Raw genomic sequence first — 23,130 nt, 5'->3', positions numbered from 1 at the left:
CACCTATCGACAGGGCGGTGAGTCGTTTATTATCAAGCACTAACAGTGCATTCCCAAGGTCTGGTCTAAGGTGGCGAAACAGGTCCCGGAACGATCCAAGTCTCCCGACAACAAGGCGCCGTCGCGCAAGGCCGCGAGCGCGGACAATCCGCGCCGGCAGCGGTTGTGGCGGGATCTTGGCGTGATCGCCGTGGCGCCGGCGCTGCTGTATCTGGTGGCCAGTCTGTTCACCTATTCGGCCACCGATCCCGGCTGGTCGCATACCGGCAGCGTGGTCGCGCCGGTGCACAACATGGGCGGCCGGGTGGGCGCCTGGGTGGCCGATGTGCTGCTGCAGCTGTTCGGTTACATCGCGTTCGTGCTGCCGGTGGTGCTGGGCGCGCTGGCGTGGATCGCCATGTTCGGGCTCAAGCGCGAAGGCAAGGGCGAGCACGACCTGGACCCGGCGCTGCGCCTGATCGGTCTGGTCGGTTTCCTGATCGCCGGCACCGGTTTCATGCACCTCCGGCTGTACAACCAGGTGGATGTGGCCAGCGCCGGCGGCATTCTCGGCAAGCTGGTCGGCACCTCGCTGACCGTTGGGTTCGGCGAACTGGGCGCGAACCTGTTCGTGCTGGTGCTGCTGCTGGCCTCGATCACCCTGGCCACCGGCCTGTCGTGGTTCACGGTGATGGAGAAGATCGGCCGGGCCGTGCTGGCGCTGCCGCCGCTGCTCAACCGCAAAAAAGAGCAGGCCAGCGAATGGCAGCAGACCCGTGCGCTGCGCGAGGAGCGCCAGGAAGTGCGCAAGGTCGATGCCGAGGTGCGCGCCAAGCGTGAGCCGGTCAAGATCGAGCCGCGTCCCGAGCCGGTGCTGGAGAAGAGCGACCGCGCCAAACGCGAAACCCAGATCCCGATGTTCCGCGGCGTCAACGGCGATGGGTCGGACGTGCCCCCGCTGGCGCTGCTGGACGATCCCAAGCCGCAGCCCAAGGGCTATGACGAGGAAACGCTGGAAACCCTGTCGCGCCAGATCGAGTTCAAGCTCAAGGACTTCCGCATCGAGGCCCAGGTGGTCGGCGCCTATCCGGGCCCGGTGATCACGCGCTTCGAGATCGAGCCCGCGCCGGGCATCAAGGTCAGCCAGATCAGCTCGCTGGACAAGGACATCGCGCGCGGCCTGTCGGTGAAGTCGGTGCGTGTGGTCGATGTGATTCCGGGCAAGTCGGTGGTGGGGCTGGAAATCCCCAATGTCACCCGCGAAATGATCTATCTGTCCGAGTTGCTGCGCTCCAAGGAGTACGACAAGTCGGCCAGCGTGCTGACCCTGGCGCTCGGCAAGGATATCGCCGGCCGCCCGACCGTGGCCGATCTGGCGCGCATGCCCCACCTGCTGGTCGCCGGTACCACCGGCTCGGGCAAGTCGGTGGCGGTGAACGCGATGGTACTGAGCCTGCTGTACAAGGCGTCGCCGAAAGACCTGCGGATGCTGATGATCGACCCGAAGATGCTCGAACTGAGCGTCTACCAGGGCATTCCGCACCTGCTGGCGCCGGTGGTGACCGACATGAAGGAGGCCGCCAACGGCCTGCGCTGGTGCGTGGCCGAGATGGAGCGCCGCTACAAGCTGATGAGCGCGGTGGGCGTGCGCAACCTGGCCGGCTTCAACAAGAAGGTCAAGGATGCGCAGGACGCCGGGCAGCCGCTGATGGACCCGCTGTTCAAGCCCAACCCGGAGCTGGGCGAAGCGCCGCGCCCGCTGGAGACGCTGCCGTTCATCGTGATCTTCATCGACGAATTCGCCGACATGATGATGATTGTCGGCAAGAAGGTCGAAGAGCTGATCGCGCGCCTGGCGCAGAAGGCCCGTGCGGCCGGCATCCACCTGATCCTGGCGACCCAGCGCCCGTCGGTGGACGTCATCACCGGCCTGATCAAGGCCAACATCCCGACCCGCATCGGTTTCCAGGTCAGCTCGAAGATCGATTCGCGCACCATCCTGGACCAGTCCGGCGCCGAAACCCTGCTCGGCCACGGCGACATGCTGTACCTGCCGCCGGGCACGGCATTGCCGGACCGTGTCCACGGCGCCTTCGTCTCCGACGAGGAAGTGCATCGCGTGGTGGAGCACCTCAAGGCCAGCGGTCCGGCCGACTACATCAGCGGCGTGCTCGACGAAGTGCAGATGATGGGCGATGGCGTGGTGGTGGGCCCCGGCGGCCTGCCCGAGGCCAGTGGCGGTGCCGGCGACGAGTCCGACCCGCTGTACGACGAGGCCCTGCGGATCGTGACCGAAACGCGCCGCGCCTCGATCTCCGGCGTGCAGCGGCGACTGAAGATCGGCTACAACCGGGCCGCACGCCTGATCGAGGCGATGGAAGCGGCTGGTGTGGTCAGCCCGCCCGAACACAATGGCGATCGCAGCGTGCTGGCGCCGCCCCCTCCGAAGTAACCGCAGCACGGCGGCGGCCCGGTGGCCGCGAAAGGATGTCGTCATGACGAGCATGTCGTGGGCAGCGCTGGGCCTGCTGGTGACGCTGTCGTTCCCGGCAGCGGCCGACGCGACGCCGGCCGCCGGGGCGCCCGTTGCCGGCCAGGATGCCGAGGCAACCACCAGCTTCAGCTTCGTGCGGTACCGCGCCGATTACGAGGTGCGTGCCGACGCCGGCAGCACCCAGACCGAGGCGTACGAGATCCTGCTCAAGACCAAGGCCGCGGTCGAGCAGTTCAGCCAGGTGCGCCTGAGCTACAGCGAAAAGATGGAAACGCTGGACGTGCTGGAGGCCTATACGCTCACCGCTGACGGCCAGCGCCGCGATGTGCCCGCCGACCGCATCTACACCCAGGAAAGCTATTCCAGCGCCGCCGCGGCGATGTACGCCGACCGCAAAGTGCGGGTGGTGGTGTTCCCCAACCTGGCGCCCGGCACGCGCGTGGTCTACCGCACCCGGCGCGTGCAGAATACGCCGTACTTCCCGGGTTATTTCGGCCTGTGGGAGACGTTCAGCGTGTTTGCCCAGTACGACGATGCCCGGGTCACGCTCACGGCACCGGCCGCCCTGCCGATGCAGGTGCGCCAGCGGGGCGTGCAGGGCAGCCAGGCGCCGGTCGTCCGCGATGGCGTCGCGCGCTGGGAGTGGCGTTACCAGCGTGCCGAGGCGCTGCAGGCGCAGAACTGGTCGGCGGCCGCGTGGGAGTTCAGTCCCACCATCATGGCCAGCACCTACCAGGAGTGGGCGCAGGTGGGGCGGGCCTACCAGATGAAAAGTGGTGAGGCGGCGGCGGTCACCCCGGGCATCCAAGCGCTGGCCGACCAGCTCACCGCCGGCATCGACGACCGGCGTGAGCAGGCGGCCACCCTCTACCGCTGGGTGGCGCAGAACATCCGCTACGTCGCCGTGTACCTGGGCAACGGCGGGCTGGAGCCGAACCCGGCGCAGAGCATCCTCGACAACCATTACGGCGACTGCAAGGACCACGTGGTGATCCTGGAGGCGCTGCTGGCCGCGCGCGGCATCGACAGCACGCCGGTGCTGATCGGCGCCGGCGGAGGGCCCAGCCTGCCGGAGATTCCGTTGCTCGGCCGCTTCAACCACGCCATCACTTACGTGCCCGAATTCGACCTGTACCTCGACTCGACCACGCCCTACGCGCGTTTCGGCCAGTTGCCGGAGGGGGACCTGGGGGCGCCGGTGCTGCACACCCGCCAAGCGGTACTGGCGCGCACGCCGGACAACGACGCGCGCCGCAATGGCCTGGCGATGTCGGTGGCGTTCCAGTTCGACCGCCACGGAAACCTGGTCGGGCAGACGCAGCAGGTGCCCGGCGAGGTGGCCGAAATTGCCATGCGCGGCTCGTTCGCGCGGCTCAACGCGCAGAACCGCACGCGGGTGGAGGAATCGATCATGGCGGCATCCGGCTTCGACGGCAGCGGGTCGCTGACCCTGCTGGGCGATCCGCAGGACCTGGCCCGGCCGTTCAACTACCGCTACGACTTCAAGGCCGAGGACTACGTGGACTTCAGTGTGGTCGGCGGCATGAAACTCCCCGATGCCCCGGGTGGCGAATCGTTCCGCGACCTGTATGCCAATACCTCTGCGGCGCAGAATGCAACGCCGTTCTACTGCAACGACAGCCTGCGCGAGGAGACCTACCGGCTGGTGTTCCCGGACGGCGTGCCGATCGTGGCGATCCCGCGCAGCCAGCAGTTCGGCAATGCGGCGGGGGAGTACCAGGTGGACTGGTCGCGCGAGGGCCAGGTCATCCGTGTGCACCACCGCCTGCACCAGCGCGCGGTGCGCGGTGCCGACGCGCTCTGCCAGCCGGCGGACTATCCGGCGTTCCGCGCGCTGTACCAGCAGGTGCGGCGCGGCTTCCGCGGCCAGGTGGTGTATGGCGACCTGGGGACGGTGCAGGCCTCGCCCTGAGAGCCGGCTCAGGCGTCGGTGCCGGTCATGCGCTGCAGCGTGGCGACATTGAGCTGATCGGCGATGCGGGCCATGCACTGGTCCAGCGCATGGCGGTAGAGCGCGGGTTCGGCGGGATCGGCGCGCGCCAGCATCTCGATCGCGATCTCCTCCCACGCCGCGCGGATGATGTGAATGTCGGGGCAGCCGGCCAGCAGCAGGCGCAACGCGTGGTCCAGGCCGGCGATGTGTCCCCGGAGGGCGTGGAGCATCTGCTCCTGGGCGTCAAGTCGATCGAGGATGCTCTGCACTGCGTGGGGGGCTGGCGTCTGTGGGCGTGCGGCTGCGCGGGGTAAAGCGCGGCGGGGAGAGCAGGGTGCCGCGACATCACGCGGTGGGCCATGCAATATGTTGCGTTGCAGCAACGCGCGTCAGGGCGGTGGCGCGCGGAGACGAGACGTCACTGCCGGCGCAGCGCATAATGACCGCCTGATCGCCCATTCAGGATGGAATGGGCACACTGGCCCCAACCCATTCACACGTCCGGATACCCGCATGCATACCACGCTCCGTCGCTACCTCGTCGCCGCCACCCTGGTCTGCGCCAGCGTAGGCTCGGCCACTGCATGGGCAGGTGCCCGCGACGACCTCAACCGGTTCACCCAGGGCCTGAAGGGGCTGGATGGCCAGTTCAGCCAGCAGGTGTTCGACAGCAGGGGCAAGGTCAAGGAAACCACCAGTGGCCGCGTGGCGCTGTCGGCTCCGCGCCTGTTCCGCTGGGAGTACATCAAGCCGCACGAGCAGCTGATCGTGGCCGATGGCAAGAAGGTGTGGGTCTACGAGCCGGACCTGGAACAGGCGACGGTGCGTGCGCAGGGCCAGGAAGAGCAGAACAGCCCGCTGACCGCGCTGATCAATCCGGCGCTGCTGGACCGCCAGTACGACGTCAGCGAGGAAGCGGTCGCACGCGATGGCCTTCAGTGGCTGTCGCTGACCCCCAAGCGTGAAACCGACACCGCCTTCCAGTACGCCGCGCTCGGCTTCAACACCCAGGGCCTGGCACGGATGGAAGTGGTCGACGCGGTGGGCCAGCGGACGGTGATCACCTTCAGCGGCTGGAAGCGCAACCCGGGCTTTGCCGCCGGCACCTTCAGCTTCACGCCAGCCAAGGGTACCGACGTCATCGGCGAGTGAGGGTCTCTGGCCTGCCACGGTAGAATGGGGCGTGGCCAGAAACCGAACGACATTCAATGGACCCGATCTGCTGACCGTGGATCGGGACACGCTGCGTCCGCTCGCCGAGCGGATGCGCCCCCAGACACTGGACGAAATGGTCGGGCAGAAGCGGCTGCTCGCGCCTGGCAGTGCGCTGCGCCGGGCTGTCGAGTCCGGTCACGTGCACTCGATGATTCTGTGGGGGCCGCCGGGATGCGGCAAAACCACGCTGGCGCTGCTGCTGGCGCACTATGCCGACGCCGAGTTCCGGGCGATCTCAGCGGTGCTGTCCGGGCTGCCGGAGGTACGTCAGGTGCTGGCGGAGGCCGCGCAGCGGTTCGCCGACGGCCGTCGCACCGTGCTCTTCGTCGACGAGGTGCACCGCTTCAACAAGGCCCAGCAGGACGCGTTCCTGCCGCACATCGAACGCGGCACCATCGTGTTCGTGGGCGCCACCACTGAAAACCCCTCGTTCGAACTGAACTCGGCGCTGCTCTCGCGGTGCCGCGTGCATGTGCTTGAGGCGGTGTCGCCGGGCGACATCGTCGACGCGCTCGAGCGCGCCCTGCGCGACGATCGGCGCGGCCTCGGTAGCGAGGCCGTGGACGTATCGCTCGACGCCCTGCTGGAGATTGCCAGGGCCGCCGACGGCGATGTCCGCCGCGCACTCACTCTGCTGGAAATCGCGGCCGAACTGGCGGTTGGCGACGACGGGCGGATCACGCCGGAGATGCTGCTGCAGGTGCTGGCCGACCGCACGCGGCGCTTTGACAAAGGCGGTGAGCAGTTCTACGACCAGATCTCGGCACTCCACAAGTCCGTGCGCAGCTCCAACCCGGATGCGGCCCTGTACTGGCTGACGCGCATGCTTGACGGTGGCTGCGATCCGTCCTACCTGGCGCGCCGCCTGACCCGCATGGCGATCGAGGACATCGGCCTGGCCGATCCACGTGCGCAGTCGATGGCGCTGGAGGCCTGGGATATCTACGAGCGCCTGGGCAGTCCGGAAGGGGAGCTGGCCTTCGCGCAGCTGGTGCTGTACCTGGCCAGCACCGCCAAGTCGAACGCCGGCTACGCCGCCTTCAACCGTGCCCGGCAGGACGTCCGGGAATCCGGCACCCAGGAAGTACCCCTGCACCTGCGCAACGCGCCGACCAAGCTGATGAAGGAACTGGGCTACGGCAAGACCTACCAGTACGACCACGACGCCGAGGGCGGTATCGCGCTGGACCAGACCGGGTTCCCCGACGCGATGGGCGAACGGGTGTACTACGAGCCGGTACCGCGCGGGCTGGAGATCAAACTCAAGGATAAGCTCGACCGCCTGCGCGCCGCGCGTGCCGAGGCGCGCGCCGCCAGGGAGGCGGGGCAATGAGTGGCATGTCCGTGTGGTGGCAGCAGCTTGGGCTGGTGATGGCGGGCGGCGCTCTCGGCGCCGCACTGCGCTTCATGCTCGGCGATGCGCTGCTGAGGCAGTTTGGTGCCGGCTTTCCGTGGGGCACGCTGACGGTCAACCTGGTGGGTGCATTCGTGGCCGGCTACGTCATGATCTGGCTGCAGAGCCGCGGCAGTGCGGCGCTGTACTGGCGCGCGTTCCTGATCGTGGGCATGGTCGGCGGGCTGACCACGTTTTCCTCGATGATGCTGGAAAGTCTGGTTTTCGTCCGCGCCGACCGCAGTCCGATGGTGCCGCTGTACCTCGGCATCAGCTTGGCCGGCGGCATGCTGCTGGTGTGGGCGGGCGCGCGCGTGGCCGAGACATGGCGTTGACGGCGGCGGGATGAAAAAAAGCGCGCGAAACGCTGGATTAAAGTGATGTCTCACGATATCGTGCGCGCCCCCGTTCGCATCCTCGTCCGTCATGCGCGATGAACAAGACCCCGGCACCCTGGAGCTGATGCTGCCGCGCAAGCGCGGCCGTCCGCCCACGTTCGGCTACGCCATGACCGATGCCCAGCGTGCGGCACGCTACCGCGCGCGCCGCGCCGGCCAGGCCGATCACGCGGATGTGCGCAGCTGCAGCGACATGGTTCTGCTCGACAAGATCCGCGCAGCGATCAGCAGCAAGGACCCGGAACTCACGGGGTTTCTGGTACATGTGCTGTGGCAGCGGTACCCGCTGCAGCTGAAGTGATCGCGCCGTCCGCGAGCGCGGCGATGCGCGGCTGCAGATAGCTGCACAGGCGCGCCGACTCGGCCCACAACGCCGGGTCGTCCGCATCCAGCTCATGCAGGTCGTTGGCGACATCGGCCAGATCGGGATGCCCCAGAATGCGCAGCACGCCCGCCAGCCGGTGGGCGCGGTAGCGAAGAAGCGGCAGCGTACCTGTTTCCACCGCCTGGGCCAGTGACGCCGCATCCTCCTCCATCGACGCGGCATAACGCGCCAGCAGCTGGGTCTGCGGGTGCAGGCATGCGGCCGCGGGATTGTCGCTGTCGGCCAACTGCAGCGCCGCCAGCAGGTCGGCGGTATGCAGTGGCTTGCACAGCACGGCGTCCATCCCGGCATCCTCGCAGCGTGTGGTGTGGCGGGAGGAGCGCGCAGCCGAGAAGGCCACGATCCGGCATGGCGCACGATCCAGGCGACGCTCGATCTCGCGCATGGTGGTGGCGACGTGGTACCCGCTGAGGTCGGCCAGGCCACAATCGAGCAGGACCGCAGCGAACGGGGTGACCGCGAACGCGGCCAACGCAGCCGTGCCTTCGCCCACCGAGGTGACGCGGGCGCCGAGCGCCGCCAGCTGCTCGGCTACGACCGCGCGGTTGATGGCGTGGTCTTCCACCAGCAGCAGTGTGCGCATCGAAAGCGGCAGCGACAGGTCCGGGCCCGGGGTGGCTTCGAGGGCGTCGCTGGCCAGCGACACCGGCAGGACGACATCGAAGCGACTGCCCTGGCCTGGCTCGCTGTGGGCGAGGATTTCGCCGCCGAGCGCGCGGGCGAGGTCGCGGCAGATCGACAGGCCCAGGCCGGAGCCGCCGCTGGTCAGTGCATCCGAATCGTGCGCCTGGGTGAATGCCTCGAATACGCGGGGCAACCGGTCCGGCGCGATGCCGATGCCGGTGTCGCTCACACTCAGCCGCAGTTGCATGCCGGTGGTGGGCGACTGCAGTGCCAGGCTCACCACGATCCGGCCCTGATGGGTGAACTTGAGGGCATTGCCGAGGAGGTTGTTCAGGAGCTGGCGAAGGCTGTCGGCGTCCAGCTTCAGCGTGGGCAGGGGATCGGGCGTCACATTCAATGTGAGGATCAACCCCTTCTTCTCGGCGAGCGGGCGCACCGACATCACGCACTGCCGGGCCAGCGCATGCGCGTCATGATTGCCGAGGGACGGCTGGAATCGCCCGCTGCGCATGCGCGAATAGTCCAGGGCATGCCCCAGCAGGCTGCGCAGGCCGGCGCCTGCGGCGTGGGCGGCATCCACCAGTTGCCGCTGCGTCTGGTCCAGCCGCGACTGCCCCAGCAGGTCGATCGTGCTGACCAGTGCCTGGCTGGCGTTGCGCACTTCGTGGCTCATCACGCCGATGAAGCGTGCCTGGCGGCGTTGCGAGCGCAGCGCGGCACGCTGGGTGACATGCAGCCACAGGGTAGCCGCAGCGAGGAGCAGGACCGCGCAGACGATGCTGATCAGCGCCCAACGGAAATGATGCAGTACCGCCGTCGAGGTCGGCGGCATCATGTGCGTGGCCTGCGACCAGTGATGCAGCAGTCCGGTGTGCTGTTCGAGGGTGATGGCGGCCATTGCCACCTCGATGCGTCGCTTGATGTCCCTGTTGCGGTCGTGCATCAGCAGGTACAGGCTCGCCGGCACCGTATCGGGCAGAAGCTCCAGCGTCATGCTGCCGGCGTAGTCGCGGCGCACGATCGGATGGGTGGTTGCGTCCAGGCCCATGCTCGCATCCACGGCGCCGGCCTCCACCGCCGCCAGCGTTGCGCGCAGGTCGGGTAGCGGAACCCGTTGGACAGCGGGGTGGTGCCGTCGCAGCCATGCTTCGTGCCGGCCGCCTTTGACCACGCTGATCCGCTGTGTGGTCATCGCTTCCAGCGTCGCCGGCACGGTGGTTCCGCGCCGGACGGCCAGCACCGCGCGTCCGCGGTAGTACGGGGTGGACAACAGCAGGCCGCTGCACGGGTGCTCGTCGAGCGGGCCCACCAGGAGCATCACATCGGTCGTCCCGTCGCAGATGGACTGCACGGCGCTGTTGAAATCCGGTTGAGGTCGTTCGATGAAGCGAAGGCCGGTATGGGCTGCCACCAGTTGTGCATAGCCGTCAGCGAGGTTGGCGTGCCTGGCCGGCGCATCCGGCGCGGACAGGAGGTTGCGCTGCGCCGGGTCCACTGCCACGTTCACCTCGCGCCGGCCGGCGGTGGTGGTCTCGGTCGCATCGCGCGAGCATCCTGCCGCCAGCAGCAGGAGCCAGCAGGTCAATGCCTGTTTCACAGGTTGCCCAGCTGATGCCGCAGGGTGTAAAGGTCGCCATCGCTGCGCAGCCCCAGCTTGCGGAACGCGGCGTGCTTCTGGGTGCTGATGGTCTTGATGCTGCGGTGGCGTTTGAGTGCGATCTCCGACACTGTCATGCCGGTCATGCACAGTTGCAGCACCTCGCGCTCGGCGTTGGACAGGTGGCTCTCGTCGGGGTCGCAGCCATACTCGGGCGGCAGGTAGCTCTCGCCCTGGGTGATCTGCACGATCGCGCGGGCAAGCTCGTCCAGGCGGTCGTTCTTGGTCACTACGCCATTGGCGCCGGCGTGCAGTGCGCTGGTGATGATCACCCGGTTGACGTGCGCCGAGAACACCAGGATGCCGACCCGGGGATGGCGTTGACGGATCTGCCGGACCAGCGCGAGCCCCTCGACATCAGTGGCCGACAGCGCGTAATCCACGATGGCGACATCCACGGGGCGGCTTGCCAGTGTCGTCAGCAGTGCGTTGCTGTGTCCGTGGCTGCCGACGACGTCGAAGCGCCAGTCGTTGGACAGATGGATGCGGGTGCCGTGGCGGACGACGTCGTGATCGTCCAGCAGGGCGATCTTGAGTGTGGCGTCGGCAGGGTGTCCGTTCATGCGATCAGGATGTCGTTGGACAAGGGGGTCGCGCGATCTGGGAGGTGACACATTCTCCCTTTTCCGCCCGATCCCCGAGACGCCCGATAGCGACTTTAGGACGATTCCTATGTGCTAAAGGAGGTGTCCGTCACTGTCCAAGTGCTTGCGCCTTGTGCAGGAAGCACTTCGCATCCGCACCCATCGGGACGATGCAGATGCGTGATCGCATCAGCGTGACGGGCGTTCCAGCAGGCGGGCGAGCCGGTCGGCCAGCGCCAGCACCAGCGGGTCGGCGTTGGTCCGGTGCAGCATCGCGATTTCGATGCTGTCCACCGTGCGCAGCCCCTGCCGGGCGCCAAGCGGAGTGTGCTCACGGGTGACCGCGCGGGCCGGCAGCAGGCTGATGCCCATGCCGTCGGCAACCGCGCCCTGGATGCCGCCAAGGCTGGAACTGGTGAAGGCGATGCGCCACCGGCGTCCCAGCGCTTCGATCGCATCGATCAGTTCGTCACGGTACAGGCCGCGCGGCGGAAAGGTCACCAGCGGCACAGGATCCTGCTGGAAGCAGGGGCTGCGCGCACTGTCCACCCAGCGCATCGTCTCGGGCCAGCAGGCGTTCGCGGCGCGGGCGTGCCGGCGCTGCTTGACCAGCACCAGGTCCAGTTCGCCGTGGTCGTAGCCGTTGGCCAGATCCCGGCTCAGGCCGCTGGTCACCTCCAGCTTCACCTGCGGGTGCCGGCGGTTGAAGGCCCCCAGCAGTTGTGTGACGCGGGCGCTGACGAAGTCCTCGGGCACGCCGAGGCGGACGGTGACCGCCACGGTGGCGCCGGCCAGCGCTTCGCGCAGCTGATCGTTGAGGGCCAGCATCTGGCGGGCATGTGCGAGCAGGGTCTGGCCGGCGTCGGTGGGATGAACGTCGCGATTGGCCCGGATCAACAGGGCATGCCCGGCCATGTCTTCCAGGCGACGGATCTTCTGGCTGACCGTTGACTGGGTCGAGTGCAGGCGCGCGGCGGCGGTGGTGAAGCTGCCGCAGTCGGCGACCGTGACCATCGCCCGCAGCAGATCCAGGTCGAACAGCGTTCGATTCGGTTTCGCACTGGCGGACATGGTGGCATCCAACTTCGGCATGGGCCTGCGTTCTAGCATGGGCACCGGCTGGCGGCAAATGGCGGCGCAGCTAGCGGTTGGCGTCCGTTGCGGCGTCCGCGAGACTGCGCGCCACGCGGTCACCCGCCTCGCGCAGACGCTCGCGCAGCGCCGGTGGGCCCACCACCTCGAACTCCAGCTCCAGGGCGAGCAGCCAATACACCACTTCGCCCATCGGATAGGCCGTGCAGCGCAGCCGGCAGCGCTGCGCATCCACGGCGTCGAGCACGCCGGCCGATGCGGGAATGCGCTGGCGCATCTCCGCCAGCGGTGCATGCAGGATCACCTCGGCACCGTCGCTGCGGCCGCCGAGCGTCAGCGCACGATCGACAAATCCGCGCAGGTCGCCATCGTCGGGCGGGGGGCGGGGCCGGAAGTGTGCGCCGACCGATGGGGCCGCGGTGATGCGGTCGATGCGGAAGGTGCGCCAGTCGGTGCGGGCGGTATCCCAGGCCACCAGATACCAGCGGCGTTCGGCGTTGACCACGCCGTGCGGTTCGACGCAGCGATGGCTGGCGTGGCCCTTTTTGTCGGCGTAGTCGAAGTGCAGGTGCAGCTGGTCGCGGCAGGCGCCGGCCAGGGTGGCCAGCAGCGCGGCATCCACCACGGGGCCGCGCTGGCCCAGCGGCAGGATCGTCGATCGCAGCGCGTCCAGCCGCCGGCGCAGCCGCGGCGGCATCACCTGTTCCAGCTTGACCAGCGCGGTGATCGCGGTCTGCTCGATGCCACTGATGGTGCCGGTGACGGCGGTGCGCAGTGCCAGTGCTGCCGCCAGCGCCTCTTCGTCATCCAGCAGCACCGGCGGAAGCGCGCGACCGGCACGGAAAGCGTAGCCGCCCGCCACTCCGCTGCTGGCCTGGATCGGGTAGCCGAGTGCGCGCAGGCGGTCGATATCGCGGCGCAGGGTACGCGGGTGCACTGTCATGACCTCGGCGAGGCCGGCGCCGGTCCAATGCGGACGGGATTGCAGCAGCGCGAGCAGGCGCAGGAGGCGGGCGGAGGTGGTGAGCATGGTGGCAGGGTGCCGTCTATCGAGGACAGAAGCTGTCCGCAATGGTCGCTAGCCTGTGCTGGCGGTGCAAGCCCATCGGCGGCGCACCTTTCCTACGTTCCTGACCCAGGAGTTCTGCATGTCCCTCGTCTTCTATTGGCACCCCATGTCCAGCGCCACCCCGGTGGCCTGCGCGCTGGCCGAACTGGATGTGCCGCATGACCGTGTGCGCATCGACATCCGCAACGGCGAACAGCGCACCCCGGAGTATCTGGCGATCAATCCCAACGGCAAGGTGCCTTGCCTGGTGGTGAATGGCACCCCGATCTTCGAAGGCCTGGCCATCCATCTGTGGCTCGGCGCGCGATTCGGCGTGGCCAAGGGATTGTGGCCGGCCGAGGACACGCCGGAGCGGCTGCAGGCGATGTCCTGGTGTGCATGGGCCTATGTGACCTACATGGCCGCCATCCACGCGCTGCGGCTGGCGACGATGGACGGCCCCTTGCGCAGTGCCGACCACGCGTCCGTAGCGCTGCATGACGCACGGCAACTGCTCGACATCCTCGACGCGCGCCTGGCAGACAGGCCGTGGATGCTCGGGCCGGCCTATTCGCTGGCGGATCTGGTGGTTGCGCAGGTGGTCGGCTATGGCACGTATGTGGGGGCGGGCGTGGAGGGGCATGCGCATGTGCAGGCCTGGCTGGCGCAGGTTCAGGCGCGCCCGGCGATGCAGGGCGAAGCGTAAGCGCAGTGGCTGGCTGAATATGCAGCAGTGCAAAATTTAACTGGTGAATGGCCTCCCCGGCGCTTTAAGGTGCCGGGGAGTCTTCTTTCCCGGTAGCCATGAACGCCACATTCCGCCTTGCCCTGCCTGTCCTGCTCACGCTGTCCGCCTCGGCCGCCGCGGCCGAACATGCCGACCTGATGATCCAGCACGCCACGATCGTGGACGTCGAACACGGCCGCACGATCCCCGGCCAGAGCGTGGTGGTGCGGGGGGAGGACATCGTGGCGGTCGGTGAAGACCGTGCCATCGCCAGGGAGTGGACGGCGTCGCGCCGCGTCGAGGGCAGGGAGCGCTACCTGATTCCCGGCTTGTGGGACATGCACGTGCACTTTGGTGGCGGTCCTGCGCTGATCGAAGAGAACAAGGCGTTGCTGCCGCTGTACATCGCGCACGGCATCACCACCGTGCGCGATGCCTCCGGCGATCTGCCCGGGCAGGTGCTGGCGTGGCGCGGGCAGATCCGTCGCGGGGAGCTGGCGGGACCGCAGTTGTTCACCTCCGGCGCCAAGATCGAGGGCATCAAGCCGGTCTGGAAGGGCACGATCGAGGTAGGCAGCCCGGCCGATCTCGATGCGGCATTCGTGCGGCTCAAGCGCGACCAGGTGGATTTCGTGAAGATCACCGACAGCACGCTCACCCCGGACCTGTTCCTGGCCGCCGTCCGGGGCGCGCGCGCCAACGGACTGCGTGCATCGGGCCATATCCCGATGGCGCTGACCGTGCAGCAGGCGGTGGATGCCGGGATCAGCTCGATAGAGCACCTCGACTATGCGTACAAGGCGGGCGTGAAGGATGAGGCGGCCATCGCGGCCGACGTTGCCGCCAAGCGCATCGACCGTGCGGAAGCCAACCGCCGGCTCGCGGCCGGATTTGATCGTGACACCGCAATGGCGGCCTATCGCGCTTTCGCCGCCAAGGGCGTGTATGTCACCCCGACACTCAACGGCGGGCGCATTCTCGACTTCCTGGATGAGGACGACCACGCGCACGATCCGTATCTGGCCTACATCGGCCCGAAGCTGCAGGCCACCTATGCCTGGCGCGTGGAGCGTGCGGCCAAGGCGACGCCGGCGCAGATCGAGGCGCGCCATCGGGAGTACCACCAGGTGGCCGCCGTGCTGCCGCTGCTGCAGGAGGCCGGCGTGACGCTCATGGCTGGCACCGATGCCGGCTTCCTCAACTCCTTCAATTATCCGGGCATCGGACTGCACGAGGAACTGGCGCTGTTCGTCAAGGAAGGATTGACGCCGACACAGGCACTCTCTGCCGCCACCCGCGCCGGCCCGGCGTGGTTTGGCAGGCTGGACCGCTACGGCAGCGTGGCCGCAGGCAAGGCCGCCGACCTGGTGCTGCTGGAGCGCAATCCGCTGCAGGACATTTCCGCCACGCGTGCCATCGATTCGGTGGTCCTGCGCGGCCGGATGTACGACCGCGAGGCACTGGATGCGCTGCTCGCCGCAGTGCGTGCCGACGTTGCAGCATGGAAGAAGGACGCCACGCAATAGCCGACGACCGCCACAGCCGCTGGAACGCGCCAACGCCCCGCATTGCGGGGCGTTTCTTTTTCTGGCTGCCTGACGTGAACGCCTTCGCCGGACTTGCAAGTAGTTGCAGTGCGCGTTGAAACAAATTGCATACGCACCCGCCGGGGCGGGGCGTACCGTGGCGCTCCTTGGCAAGGCTGCCGCCGTGCGCCGGCCTGCATCGACTTCTTTCACTTTCGTGGAGTTTCCACCCATGAAGCGCCTCCTTCTGCTCGCGGCCTCGGCCGTGCTGGCTGCGCCGTCGCTTGCCGGCACGCCGTCGATCAATGTCGGTGCGATGTACGAGTACGCCGCTCCCGGACAGGGCGCGCTGCTCAAGCGCGTACGCAACACCGGCAATGCCACCGCGTTCGTGCGGGTGGAGATTGCTGAGGTGCGCTACGGACCCGATGGCAAGGCGACCGAAGTCCCGGTCGATACCGCGCGCGTGGACGGGCAGGGCAACGCTCTGATTGCCAGCCCGTCGCGTCTGATCGTCCCTGCGCAGGGGCAGCAGGCTACCCGCCTGCTGTTCCAGGGTGATCGCTCCGCCGAACGCTACTACCGGGTGCGCTTCGTTCCGGTGATGCCAAAGCGCGAGGACGAGTTCGCGCTGACCGACGCCGAGGCCGACGACTACCGCAAGGGGTTGCTGGCCGGGGTCAATGTGCTTACCGGATACGGGGTATTCGTGATTGTGCATCCCGATGGCACGACCTACGACACGCGCGTTGATGCCAGCGACGCTCAGACAGTCGTCCGCAATGCCGGCAACACCACCGTGGTGCTTGACGACGTGCGTCAGTGCGGCATTGACGGCAAAGCCGAGCCCTGCTCACCGCCGCGCAGGATCCACCTGCTGCCGCAGCGCGTGGAGACCTTCGCGCACGGTCCCGGTCAGACGCATCGCTTCGAGATCGTCGAGGGGGACGCCCGCAAGCGCGTCCTGCTCAACCCGTAGGTTCCGGGAGGAACCATCATCCGCCGTCCGGACGCACCGGCGGCACATTCCACCGTTGGAGAACACCGCAATGCGTATCAACACCAACACCCTGTCTCTCGTGGCTGCCATGATCATGGCCCCGTCCGCTGCAATGGCCGCACCGGAGCAGTTCCCGCTGCAGGTCACCGTCGAAGCCATCGTTCCTTCCGCCACCGGCCTGCAGATTTCGCCGGTCGGCGACTGGGCGGGCCAGGTCCAGGCCATGCGTTGGGATATCGCCGCGCAGCGACTGGACCCGATCCAGCAGCAGCTCGACATGAAGAGCGGCCTTGGGGCGATCAATGCCTACCTCAGCACCGACGCGATGCTGGTCAGTGCCGGTGACAGCATCGACATGACCGTGACCGTGGCCGGTCAGGCGCTGGAGGTCGGCGCGGCCAACGCAGTCGAGGTCGCCAGTGCGATCGAAGCATCGGCCAGCAAGCGCGCCGCCGTGGTCATCGCCGCCGCAGCACCCGCTGGTGCCGAGTACGCGCAGGGCAACTACCAGGGCAACGTTTTCATGATGTTCGAAAGCGGCACCCCGTAAGGCACGCCGCGTCACCCGGGCCGCTTCGGCTGCCCGTCTGGAGGGGCGCATGCGCCCCTCCCTCCATTCAGAGGAACTCCAATGCTGCTGCGTCTTCGTCCCCTTGCCACCGCTGCGATCCTGTATTGCGGCTGTGCGGCGGCACAGGCGGCGCCGGCTGCATTGGAGAGCATCAGCGTGATGGACCAGGCCGGCACGCTCCCCGACGACTTCCGCGATCACTTTTTCGACGTCCCTCTGGTGGTGCGTGTGGAGAAGGATGGCCGCCATCTCGGTGATGCGCGGGCACTGGTCTCGCGCGACAACACCCTGTCGCTGATCGACTTCGCCGCGAGCCACGACAGCCCCTTGCCGGAGCCGGAACGCGCCCGCTGGCTGGCCGTCCTGCGCGATCCACGACCGCTCGGTCCGTGCCATCGGGACTGCCGGGAAGGCCTGGAGCGGCTTCACTACAGCCTGGAAAGCTCGCTGGTGTCCATCGCGACCCGTGAGGGTGGCGCATCGGAGCGGCCGCGGCACCATGCCTTGCCGGACGGCGGGAGTCGCGGCCTTATCCTGCGGCACCAGCTGAATGTCCACGCTGGCGAGGGTGCCGATGCCGCAGGCCGCTATGCCCTGGATCTGCAGGGCAGTCTCGGCGCATGGACCACGGTGGGTGCCTACCAGGCGGACCGTGGCAGTGAAGCGCGCAACGGCATGCGCCATGCAGTGCAAAGCCTCTACGCCCAGCGCGAGCTGGGCGATGCGTTCGTGCGCGCGGGTTACTTTCTGCCGACCTACCAAGGGGTCACCCGGCAGCCGCGGGGGCCTGGCAGCAGCCGCCATACCGCCATCGGTGTCATGGCCGGCTCCTCGGACAGCCTCGTGGTGGATACCCGGGCGCCCAGCCTGTATCCGGTGTATGTCACCGCCAGTCGTGAAGGCGCGCTCGAGGTGTACCGCGACGGTGCCCTGATCCTGTCCCAGGCCTTGCAACCAGGCCTCCAGCAGGTCGACACCCGCCGGTTGCCGGGGGGCATCTACGACGTCGAGCTGCGGATCATCGAAGACGGGCGCGAAACCTCCCGCGAAACCGCGCTGATTCACAAGCCGAGCCATTGGGGCGATCCGAGCCGGCGTTGGCGCTACAGCGCGTTCGTTGGACAGCAGCGGAGCCTGTTCGACAGTGCGGGAGACCCGGACAGGGGGCGTCTGGCGGCAGGTGCCATCGTCAACTATCTGGCCCATGCGCGGGCAGTGCTCGGGTTGTCCGCCCACCAGGTGGGCGATCACGCGGCAGTGGCCGCGTCGGTGGATTGGCACGCCAACGACTGGGCCAACCTGTACACCAATGCCTACGCCACGCGACACGAAGGGCGGGGGCTGGATATCCACGGGCTGCTGCGCTACCGGCGTGGCACCGTGACGGCATCACACAATCGCAGCTGGCAGGCGCGCCGGTCCTCAGACGATCCATCCCCGGCGGCGCTGCCCGTGCAGGAGCGCGGAGCGGGTTGGCTGCAGACCAGTGCAGTGGGTGTGAGCCATCGCGTTGATGACCGCAGTCATCTCTCCGGCCGCGTATCGCGTCATCAGGGTGTGAGCAGGGGCGTGGGGATGGACCTGTCCTTCAGCCGGCGTCAGCAGCTGTTCGGCACGGACGCGACGTGGCGGACATCGATCTTCGAGCGCCCGGCCAACCTCGGCACCGGCGCGCGACGGGATCGCGGCGTTGACTTCACCCTCAGTCTGGCGCTGGGCGAGCATGGGCGCCGCTACAGCGGCAGCCTTGGCAGCCGCACCGGTACCGCCGGTGGCCGGGACCTGTACGCCGCTGCCGGTGTCCAGCAGACCTTCGAGGCGCATACGCTGCGCAGTCTCGCCGGGCAGGCCACGGTGGACCGCGAGGGCCTTGGGCTCAGCGGCAACGCGCGGTTTGAACACCCGCTCGTGCACGGCGATGCGTACGCGCAGAGGACGTCGCAGGAAGGGCATGTCGGGGGTGGGCTCAATCTGGAGAGCACCATCGCCCTCGGTGCCGGGCGGCTGGCGGTCATCGGCGCGGCACCGGGCGGAAGCGCCGACACGGGCATGATCGTGGACGTCAGCTCCGACCTTCCCGACGTAGCGCTTCGCGCGGACGACAGTCGGGGTGGCTCGCATGTTCTGCGGCCGGGACGCAATTTCGTGCCGGTCGCCGCCTACGGCAGTGGCGCGCTGCAGATCGACTTCGAGGGGCGCGCCGCGCCGGCCGCCGCTATCCAGCCCGGCCGTCTGTCCTACCATCTCAACAAGGGTGGGGTGGCCTATGGGAAGGTCGATATCGTCTCGACCGTCACTGTCATGGGACGGCTGCAGGATGCTGACGGTCAGCCGCTCGCCGGCGCGCACATCCACAACCACGCCGGGCGCAGCGTCGCCGAAGCCGATGGCTTCTTCACACTGGAGTTGAGTGTGCGTTCTCCTGCTCTGCAGGTGCGCCACCCGCGCGTGCAGGACTGTACGTTCGTGCTGGATGGAACGGCCACGCGACCGCCTCACGATACCTGGATGGCCGGCATTCTCCAGTGTCCGGACAACCGCCTCACCGCGACCACCGTCGCATCCGATGCTTCCCGAGGAGACGCGCTGCCATGAACCGGCCCCAACCATCCCGCACGCTGATGCGCTGCCTGGCGCGCGTGCTGGTCGCCCTGCCGATCTGCTTGTTCCTGACTGCCGCACAGGCGGCCGATATTTACATCAGCGCCGAGTTCAAGCCGGACATCGGCAATCCCGACCAGCGTCAGTTCGTCAACACGACCCCCTGGTCGGGGGTATGCGCGGGCACGCATCTTCCCTCCTGCATCGCCAGCAACTGGTGGAGCATCGACACCAAGATCCGCGGTACCAAGCAGGGGGATGGGCGCAGTGGCTATGGTCGAGGGTCGTTCTACATCGGCATGCCCCCGCCGCGCATCGTACGCGTCACGTCGGAGGATGGTGCCCACAGCTTCGATCTTACCTTCCGGATCATCGGTGCAGCGATGCGACTTCGGGACACGGACGGCGATGGCCCGACGGAGCCGGCATCGACCGGTGGGGCACGCAACTGCACGTTCGGGCTGAGAAATACCAATTCGCACAACCGCACGATCATGCGGATGCTGCTTCGTCGCGACGGTGGCGAAGGGAGCGTGGCCTGTGGGCTGGACTGGATCACGGCGAACAACTACGACATGAACCAGTTCGACATCACCTACAGCCTGACCACGCCTGCTCCGTTGTCGATGCGTAGCGGTCTCTATACGGGACAGACGACGTTCCGGGTCGGCGGCACAGGGGAGGGCGCGGACTTCGATCTCGGCGACGGGGTGGTGCTCGATGATTCCGTCGTCAACATCCACTTTTCATTGGAGGTCCGCCACGCCTTCCAGCTCGACCTTGCGCCGGGCAGCGACCGCGCCATTCTGATGCCGCGAGGAGGGTGGACCCAGTGGAGCGACCACGGCATCGCGCCCAAGGCACTGGAAAAAGAGCTTCCATTCCAGATCAGCAGCTCGGGCCGGTTCAGTGTTTCGCTGACATGCGAACACGTGTTCCCTGACGGGCGATGCGCGCTGCGGAACCAGACGGTCGCCGCTGACGATGTCCCGCTCGATATCCGGCTGACAATGCCAGGCTTCCATCGCCTCGGCGCAGGTGAGGAAGCTGTGCTTGTACCCCTGACGAGCATCATGACCGCACCGGTGTTTGCCGCCGATTCGTTCGTCATCCGTCGGCCCTCGCGCCTGGATTTTGCTGTCAACGGGGCGCCTGTACTGCGGATGCTGGATCATCCCGGAAGCCACTATCGGGGTGATGTCACCGTGATCTTCGATGCGGATCCATAAGGGCGTCCGGATTGCGCAATGATGTTGGCCGGAGCGCGCACGCTCCGGCCGTTCACGTCACCATGCCGCCCGCAGGCCGATCTGCGCGGCGGCATCGCGATAGCCGTTGTTGCCGCGCTGAACCCGCAGGTCACCCCACGCCAGCCAGCGCTGACCCAGCTGCAGCTGGGCGCCGGCCTGGGCCTCATAGCGGCTGTCAGGCAGATCCGCATCGAGACGTTCGGCATTGAAACGCAGCACTTCAGCGCGGGCGCTGTGCAGCCAGTTGATCGCCAGGAACGGTTGGACCCGGTTGCCCGCACCGATGCGATTGCCGAACAGGCGCAGGCCCACGCGGCTCTGCAGGCCGCCAGCGGTGTCGTCTTCGACGAGGGTGCCGTTGGCCTCCTGCACGCGATCGCTGGTGATGTCGGTATAGACCAGCTGCACCTGCGGCTGCAGATACAGTTCGCCCTCATCCGAGGCGTGCAGCCGCCAGGCGTAGCCTGCTTCCAGCGATGCGCTGCGGCTGCGGGCGTCGTAGGTTTCCTTCGTCAGGCTGTCGCCCTGCACCTCGTTGTCAAAGCGCGCGTACTGGGCCCAGGCATCCACATACGCGCCACGACGGCTGTCGCTGTCCTGCACCCAGCCCGCGTACAGGCCGACCGCGTCGCCGCGGACCTTGCCGCGGGTGCGGTAACCGGAGAGCTGCGAGCGCGCCTCGGTCCGTGCCTGGCCGGTGGCCAGCATCAGTCCGATCTGGCCGCGTCCGCGCTGGCCCCACCGCCAGAGATCGGTACCCAGATGCACTGCGTCGGTGTGGGTGGTGGTCTCCACCTGGCCGGCGATGGTGGCCTGCAGCTGATCGCGCCTGCCCAGGATCCAGGTGCCGTTGCTTTCGCCATCCAGCCCCGGCGCGCCGCGGTCGTGGCGGCGCAGCTGGAACATCTGCACAGCGGCCGCCTGATTGGCCAGGTACGCCCCCGGTTCGGGGCGGAGCACCGGAACGGGGTCGGCAGGGTCGGGGTCAATGGGGTCGACCGGATCAACGGGGTCGACGGGATCCACCGGGATGACCGGATCCGACGGATCTACTGGATCGACGGGGTCCACGGGGTCCACGGGGTCCACGGGGTCCACGGGGTCCACCGGATCCACCGGATCGACGGGATCCACCGGATCCACCGGATCGACGGGATCCACCGGATCAACAGGTATCACCGGCACGCAACCCGGCGCATCCGGATTGATATCGCAGGGGTTGCCGGTATAGGTCGAGCGCAGATACCAGTTGCCATTGGCCGGCGCGGCATCGGTGCCTTTGTGCAGGAAGTACTCGTACATGCCACCGATGGCACGTCCCTGCAGCACGAATCGACCGTTGGAGGCTCCTTCGACCCGGACCAGGCGGATGCCGTTGACGGTCTGTGCGCCGGCACCGTTGATGTTGGTCACGGCGACCTGCGTGGTGCCGCCCGTCGCACCGGTCACGCGCAACGTGGACGTGTCGCCCGCATCGTCGGCAAGCACGGTATTGAAATGCAGCGTGCCGCCCTGGCCGATGTAGTTGCCGACAACGGTGAGCTGTGCGAACTGGCCCGTGTCGCCCAGCAGGATGTCGCTGCCTGCCCCCAGGGTCAGGTTGCCGGTGTTGCTGTTCCCGCTGAGCAGCCAGCGGCCGCCCTGGTCGACGATGACGTCTGCGCCACCCCGCACGCGGCCCGTCAGCCGCAGACCGTCCAGAAACCGCAGCGTGGTGTCGCCGGCGGCGGCATCCATGATGAAATCGCCCGCGAGTGTGCTGGTGCGTGCCGTGAAGTCGAGCGCTGCATTGGCGGCCACCTCGACCAGGTTGCCGTTCCCGCCCAGCAGTGTTGCGTCGTTCTGCACCGTGATGCGCGCCAGTTCCGGCGTGAGGTTCGGGTTGACCCGGATGGCGCTGCCCGTCTGTCCCTGCAGGGTGCTGCCATCGACGAGCACGTACCAGTCGTCGGGCGTGGAATTGATGGGCTGGTTTCTGGCCGTGACCGTCATCAGCAGGCCGTTGGTGCCGCCGATGACCCTGGAGCCCGCGCGGAACTCGGCGGAGCCTGCAATGGCACGGGCGCCGTTGACGCCGCCGGTCAGCGTGCTGCCCGCCACGTTGACGATTCCGCCGGCGGCGAACTGCAGCCCGCCGGTGCCGCCGGTGATCTGGCTGTTGACCAGCGTGAGGACGCTTCTGGGCGCGTCGGCGCCGCCGCTTGCCAGGCCGTGGGTGATGGTGGCATAGCCGTTGATCCCGGGGCTGGTGTCGGTGGTGGTGATGACCGAATCCCGAACGGTCACCGTGGCCTGATAGGACGCTACCCTGCCACTGGCAGTGGCTCCATCGAGGGTCACAACCGCGCCGCTGCCGTTGATGGTTTCGATCGCACCGACGCGTGCGCCACGAACGGTGAGGGTGCCGAGCACGTTGAAGTCGCGCCCTTCATTCGCGCTGCCCGGTACCAGTGTGACCGTCTGGCCGGGTTGCACCACCACTGCCTGGGCGGCTGCCTTGTGTGCGAAGAGGAGGCTCAGGGCAATGGCCGAGGCAAGCGCGGTGCATCCGCGCATGGGGCGAAGGTCCCGGGTGATTGAGCGTGTGGGGGAATGGGGGTGCGCTGGTACCATGACGACGGGCTCCTGATGA

Annotated in this window: 18 protein-coding genes; 12 read left to right on the top strand and 6 right to left on the bottom strand. The window is 67.7% G+C overall.

Translation table 11 applies throughout. The features are described from left to right. The first annotated feature begins 70 nt into the window (after window positions 1-70). Window positions 71-2,431 carry a DNA translocase FtsK gene (locus ACPEH1_RS05075; protein ID WP_136004111.1) on the top strand — a complete coding sequence of 787 codons (2,361 nt, stop codon included), beginning with the start codon at window positions 71-73 and terminating at the stop codon, window positions 2,429-2,431. Between the two features lie 43 nt (window positions 2,432-2,474). Next, window positions 2,475-4,406: a DUF3857 domain-containing protein gene (locus ACPEH1_RS05070; protein WP_287252848.1), complete on the top strand. Its 1,932-nt coding sequence runs from the start codon at window positions 2,475-2,477 to the stop codon at window positions 4,404-4,406. Between the two features lie 8 nt (window positions 4,407-4,414). On the opposite strand, the gene ACPEH1_RS05065 is transcribed toward ACPEH1_RS05070, so the two are convergent. Next, window positions 4,415-4,657: a hypothetical protein gene (locus ACPEH1_RS05065; protein ID WP_423715374.1), complete on the bottom strand. Its 243-nt coding sequence runs from the start codon at window positions 4,655-4,657 to the stop codon at window positions 4,415-4,417. Between the two features lie 283 nt (window positions 4,658-4,940). Between ACPEH1_RS05065 and lolA the strand changes: the two genes are divergently transcribed. From lolA to ACPEH1_RS05045, 4 genes are all read left to right on the top strand, one after another. Continuing rightward, window positions 4,941-5,579 (top strand): outer membrane lipoprotein chaperone LolA, encoded by a 639-nt coding sequence (lolA, locus tag ACPEH1_RS05060; RefSeq protein WP_153164140.1) that lies wholly within the window; start codon window positions 4,941-4,943, stop codon window positions 5,577-5,579. A gap of 112 nt (window positions 5,580-5,691) precedes the next feature. Then, window positions 5,692-6,975, top strand: a complete 1,284-nt coding sequence (locus tag ACPEH1_RS05055; RefSeq protein ID WP_423715383.1) for a replication-associated recombination protein A — start codon at window positions 5,692-5,694, stop codon at window positions 6,973-6,975. Further along, the gene (gene crcB / locus ACPEH1_RS05050) at window positions 6,972-7,370 is read left to right on the top strand and encodes a fluoride efflux transporter CrcB (RefSeq protein ID WP_153164137.1); all 399 of its coding nucleotides are present in this window, start codon (window positions 6,972-6,974) and stop codon (window positions 7,368-7,370) included. Before ACPEH1_RS05055 ends, crcB begins: the two co-directional genes overlap by 4 nt. Before the next feature lie 91 nt (window positions 7,371-7,461). Beyond that, the gene (locus ACPEH1_RS05045) at window positions 7,462-7,734 is read left to right on the top strand and encodes a hypothetical protein (protein ID WP_038688374.1); all 273 of its coding nucleotides are present in this window, start codon (window positions 7,462-7,464) and stop codon (window positions 7,732-7,734) included. Here the strand turns inward: ACPEH1_RS05045 and ACPEH1_RS05040 are convergent. The 4 genes from ACPEH1_RS05040 to ACPEH1_RS05025 form a co-directional block, all read right to left on the bottom strand. Beyond that, a complete protein-coding gene (locus ACPEH1_RS05040) occupies window positions 7,679-10,027 on the bottom strand; it encodes an ATP-binding protein (protein WP_423715372.1) in 2,349 nt (782 codons plus the stop codon). The two genes, ACPEH1_RS05045 and ACPEH1_RS05040, sit on opposite strands and share 56 nt — an antisense overlap. Before the next feature lie 8 nt (window positions 10,028-10,035). After that, complete coding sequence (locus ACPEH1_RS05035) at window positions 10,036-10,662, bottom strand: response regulator transcription factor (protein ID WP_153164133.1); 627 nt, start codon at window positions 10,660-10,662, stop codon at window positions 10,036-10,038. 210 nt (window positions 10,663-10,872) lie between these two features. Further along, window positions 10,873-11,754 carry a LysR family transcriptional regulator gene (locus tag ACPEH1_RS05030; RefSeq protein WP_423715370.1) on the bottom strand — a complete coding sequence of 294 codons (882 nt, stop codon included), beginning with the start codon at window positions 11,752-11,754 and terminating at the stop codon, window positions 10,873-10,875. A gap of 70 nt (window positions 11,755-11,824) precedes the next feature. Further along, window positions 11,825-12,805, bottom strand: a complete 981-nt coding sequence (locus ACPEH1_RS05025) for a helix-turn-helix transcriptional regulator (protein ID WP_287252825.1) — start codon at window positions 12,803-12,805, stop codon at window positions 11,825-11,827. Between the two features lie 118 nt (window positions 12,806-12,923). Between ACPEH1_RS05025 and ACPEH1_RS05020 the strand changes: the two genes are divergently transcribed. The 6 genes from ACPEH1_RS05020 to ACPEH1_RS04995 all read left to right on the top strand — a co-directional run bounded on the left by ACPEH1_RS05020 (window position 12,924) and on the right by ACPEH1_RS04995 (window position 20,477). After that, a complete protein-coding gene (locus tag ACPEH1_RS05020) occupies window positions 12,924-13,529 on the top strand; it encodes a glutathione S-transferase family protein (protein ID WP_423715368.1) in 606 nt (201 codons plus the stop codon). A 98-nt stretch (window positions 13,530-13,627) separates the two neighbouring features. Then, on the top strand, window positions 13,628-15,076 hold the full coding sequence (locus ACPEH1_RS05015; RefSeq protein ID WP_423715367.1) for an amidohydrolase family protein: 1,449 nt from the start codon (window positions 13,628-13,630) through the stop codon (window positions 15,074-15,076). 232 nt (window positions 15,077-15,308) lie between these two features. Beyond that, on the top strand, window positions 15,309-16,055 hold the full coding sequence (locus ACPEH1_RS05010; protein WP_208020028.1) for a CS1 fimbrial subunit B flags: Precursor: 747 nt from the start codon (window positions 15,309-15,311) through the stop codon (window positions 16,053-16,055). Between the two features lie 70 nt (window positions 16,056-16,125). Next, complete coding sequence (locus ACPEH1_RS05005) at window positions 16,126-16,626, top strand: CS1 type fimbrial major subunit (protein ID WP_423715365.1); 501 nt, start codon at window positions 16,126-16,128, stop codon at window positions 16,624-16,626. Window positions 16,627-16,707: 81 nt separating this feature from the next. Further along, a complete protein-coding gene (locus ACPEH1_RS05000; protein ID WP_423715364.1) occupies window positions 16,708-19,242 on the top strand; it encodes a TcfC E-set like domain-containing protein in 2,535 nt (844 codons plus the stop codon). Continuing rightward, window positions 19,239-20,477: a hypothetical protein gene (locus ACPEH1_RS04995; protein ID WP_423715363.1), complete on the top strand. Its 1,239-nt coding sequence runs from the start codon at window positions 19,239-19,241 to the stop codon at window positions 20,475-20,477. The genes ACPEH1_RS05000 and ACPEH1_RS04995 overlap by 4 nt, the downstream gene beginning before the upstream one ends. A gap of 57 nt (window positions 20,478-20,534) precedes the next feature. Here ACPEH1_RS04995 and ACPEH1_RS04990 read toward each other — a convergent pair whose 3' ends face one another. Then, complete coding sequence (locus tag ACPEH1_RS04990; RefSeq protein WP_423715362.1) at window positions 20,535-23,054, bottom strand: autotransporter outer membrane beta-barrel domain-containing protein; 2,520 nt, start codon at window positions 23,052-23,054, stop codon at window positions 20,535-20,537. Window positions 23,055-23,130: the final 76 nt, after the last annotated feature.

Source organism: Stenotrophomonas sp. NPDC077421 (assembly GCF_049545505.1).
Classification (GTDB): domain Bacteria; phylum Pseudomonadota; class Gammaproteobacteria; order Xanthomonadales; family Xanthomonadaceae; genus Stenotrophomonas; species Stenotrophomonas nematodicola.
This window is presented reverse-complemented; position numbering and strand designations above follow the sequence as displayed.